This is a genomic window from Streptococcus sp. (genome assembly GCF_030825805.1).
GTDB lineage: Bacteria > Bacillota > Bacilli > Lactobacillales > Streptococcaceae > Streptococcus.
The window spans coordinates 4388-7786 of sequence record NZ_JAPJPF010000014.1 but is presented as its reverse complement, the minus strand read 5'-3'; the positions used below and the strand labels follow the sequence as shown (position 1 = coordinate 7786).

Annotated in this window: 4 protein-coding genes; all 4 read left to right on the top strand. The window is 48.1% G+C overall.

Translation table 11 applies throughout. From position 1 onward, the window contains the following. A partial coding sequence (locus RCH62_RS03500; protein WP_306474633.1) for an ABC transporter permease occupies positions 1-751 on the top strand: 751 nt, incomplete at its 5' end. 6 nt (positions 752-757) lie between these two features. Next, entirely contained in the window at positions 758-1399 is a 642-nt protein-coding gene (locus RCH62_RS03495; RefSeq protein WP_306474632.1) for an ABC transporter ATP-binding protein, read from the top strand. Positions 1400-1411: 12 nt separating this feature from the next. Further along, entirely contained in the window at positions 1412-2788 is a 1377-nt protein-coding gene (locus RCH62_RS03490; protein WP_048690534.1) for an ABC transporter permease, read from the top strand. A 70-nt stretch (positions 2789-2858) separates the two neighbouring features. Further along, positions 2859-3399 (top strand): response regulator transcription factor (locus tag RCH62_RS03485; RefSeq protein ID WP_306474631.1); only part of this gene is annotated, 541 nt, incomplete at its 3' end.

The following is a 3399-nucleotide window of genomic DNA, read 5'->3' as shown; positions in this document are numbered from 1 at the left end:
CTTGACCTTATCCAGCTTTCAGATGGGAGAGACTCCTGCCAAAGAGCAAACCTTTGAAATCGTTGGAATCTTTTCAGGTAAGAAACAGGAAAAATTTACAGGAATGACCTCTGATCTGAGTGAAAACCAAGTCTACCTCCCTTATGTGGATGCAGCCAAGCTCCTAGGTCTCAGTCAGCAAGAAGTGACCCAGGTCACCTTTGGGGTCAAAGATCCTGAGAAAATCGATGCTCTCTTGAAGCAAGTCAAAAGCTTGGATCTGGATTGGCAATCTATGCGCGTGGTCGAAGATCGCAAGGCCTTTGACCAGATGAAGGAATCCTCTCAGACCTTAGAAGGCCTGGTACGGATCATGATGATCGTCCTCCTAGTGACTGGAGCAGGTGCCCTATCGCTCTTACTCAGTCTCTGGACACGGGAGCGGATCCATGAAATCGGGGTGCTCTTATCTATTGGGAAGAGCAAGGGCCGGATCTTTAGACAGTTCCTTTTGGAGGTGGTGCTGGTATCCTTACTAGCGGTGATCCCAGCCTTTCTCATCGGGCGGATGGTCAGCCATCGTTTCTTAGAGCAGTTTGTCGGACAGACGGGTCAACAGCAGACCCTAGACTTGCTCAACCAAGTCCCTCAAGGCCTTTCCTTAGGAATCGCCTATGCTAGCCTCTTGTGCTTGATCCTTCTGTCGCTCGGTGTAACGACCAGCATGATCTGGCGCAAGAGTCCAAAAGAAATATTAACAAAAATGAGTTAAGGAGAAATGACACCTATGTTAGAACTCAAACATGTATCCTATAGTTACCAAAGCTACCAAGAAGAGATCTTCTCAGACGTGAACTATCAGTTCGAAAATGGGACATTTTACAGCATTATCGGTCAGTCTGGAGCAGGGAAATCGACCCTCCTCTCCCTCTTGGCTGGTCTGGACAATCCCAATAAGGGGCAGGTTCTCTTTGATGGGGAGGACATCCAGACCAAAGGGTCTAGCTACCACCGCAAGCACCATGTCTCCCTGGTCTTCCAGAATTACAATCTAATCGATTATTTGACGCCACTGGAAAATGTCCGTCTGGTTAACAAACAGGCTGGGAAAGAGATTCTCTTGGAATTGGGATTGGACGAAACGCAAATCAAACGCAATGTCCTGCAATTATCTGGAGGACAACAACAGCGGGTGGCCATTGCGCGTGCGCTCGTTTCAGAAGCACCTGTCATCTTGGCAGATGAGCCGACAGGAAACTTAGATGAACAGACAGCCGGTGACATTATTGCCATTTTGAAGAAGTTGGCCAAGGAACGCCAAAAATGTGTCATCGTCGTCACCCACAGTAAGGAAGTGGCAGAGGCCTCCGATGTGGTCTTGGAATTGAGTCGCCGTAGCCTCGTTGAGAAGAGCAAGTAAGGAGGGAATGCTATGTTGCGAAATGCTTTTGCTTATATCACACGTAAATGGCCCAAGTCTCTCTTGCTCTTTGCCATCATTCTCCTCATGGGGACCTTGAGCTTGATCGGACTCTCTATGAAAGGAGCGACCCAACAAGCTTCATCGGAAAGCCTGGGATCCATCACCAATAGCTTCTCCATGCAGATCAACCGCAGGACCAATCCAGGAACCCCTCGGGGAGCTGGGAATATCAGAGGAGAAGATATCGAAAAAATCAGCCAGGTAGAGGGGATCACCTCCTCCATCAAGCGGATCAATGCCATCGCAGATATCCTAGACCACGAGATTATTGAGACTGAAGAAACCCTGCAAAATCAATCTCCAGAGCGGGCCAAGCACTTTAAGAATACCTTGATGGTGACAGGGGTCAATGACTCTTCTAAAGAAGATAAGTTTGTCTCTGGAGCCTACAAGCTGGTCCAAGGAGAGCACCTGACAGACAAGGACAAAAACCAAATCCTCATGCACGAAGATTTGGCGAAAAAGAATGGTCTCAAGGTGGGCGATAAGGTGCGCCTCAAGTCCAATCTCTATGATGCTGACAATGAAAAAGGGGCTAATGAAACTGTCGAAGTAACCATTAAAGGTCTGTTCTCAGGGAAGAACCAAGCTCCTCTAACTTACGCCCAAGAATTGTATGAAGATACCCTCATTTCTGACCTAGATACAGCTGCCAAGCTCTATGGCAATACTGTTCAAACAGCTACTTATGAGGATGCGACCTTCTTTGCCAAAGGGGATCAAGACCTCGATAAATTAATCGAAAAAATCAAAGCCTTGGATATCCCATGGAATTACTATGACCTAGTCAAGAGCTCTTCTAACTACCCAGCCTTGCAAAAATCGATCAGCAGTATGTTCCAAGTGGCGAACTACTTGTTTATCGGTAGCCTCATCTTTGCTAGCTTGCTTCTCACCCTTCTCCTCGTCTTGTGGCTCAATGCCCGTCGCAGAGAAGTTGGTATCTTGCTGGCTCTAGGACTCTCCAAGGTGCAGATTGCGGGGCAATTCGTGGCAGAATTAATCATGATTTCCATCCCAGCCTTCCTCCTCTCCTATGGAGTCGCAGGTCTTCTTGCCAAAGGAGTCGGAGATACGGTGCTTAAGAACGTAACCAGTGGCATTGCTAAACAAATGGCTCAAGAATCCTCTGCAGCCAACCTTGGTGGAGGAGCTGAGGCAGAAAGCTTCAGTAAGACCCTGACTGATATCCATATGGATATCCAACCGAGCCAATTGTTGGTGATTGTCTTGGTCGGTGGGTTGCTCTTGATCCTGGTATCCATCCTTTCTTCACAATGGCTCTTGCATAAGAAACCAAAGGAACTCTTGGTGGATGTCGAATAAGAGATTGTTTCCTAAAATAGAAATAGGGTATAATAGGAGGTAGAAGAAGTTCTTAGATAAAGGAAAGTGTATGAAGATACTAATCGTAGAAGATGAAGTCCTGATTCGCGAAGGGATGAGCGACTATCTCATGGAATGTGGCTATGAGGTCTTTGAAGCAGGCGATGGGCAGGAGGCCCTGGACCTCTTTCACAGAGAAGCGCCAGATCTGGTCTTGCTGGATATCCAGCTCCCTATCCTCAATGGCTTGGAAGTGCTCAAGACCATCCGGAAGACCAGCTCAGTCCCTGTCCTCATGCTGACGGCCTTCCATGACGAGGACTATAAGTTGACGGCTTTTGGAGAGTTGGCGGATGGCTATCTGGAAAAACCCTTCTCCTTGTCCCTCTTGAAGGTCCGCATCGAAGCTATTTTTAAAAAGCTCCAGCCTTCCCGGGTCTTCACCTATGGAGAGGCACGGGTGGATTTTGAGAGCTATACAGCCAGCCTAGCTGGGCAAGCCATCTCCATGAATGCCAAGGAGTTGGAAATCTTGGAATACTTGCTCCAGCATGAAGGCAAGGCCCGGACCCGCTCTCAGATCCTCGATGCCGTCTGGAAGGAGACGGAGG

What these genes read in the sequence shown, in the direction of transcription:
- RCH62_RS03495 (WP_306474632.1), top strand. Translation starts at nt 758, where the DNA reads ATGACACCTATGTTAGAACTCAAACATGTATCCTATAGTTACCAAAGC.
- RCH62_RS03490 (WP_048690534.1), top strand. Translation starts at nt 1,412, where the DNA reads ATGTTGCGAAATGCTTTTGCTTATATCACACGTAAATGGCCCAAGTCT.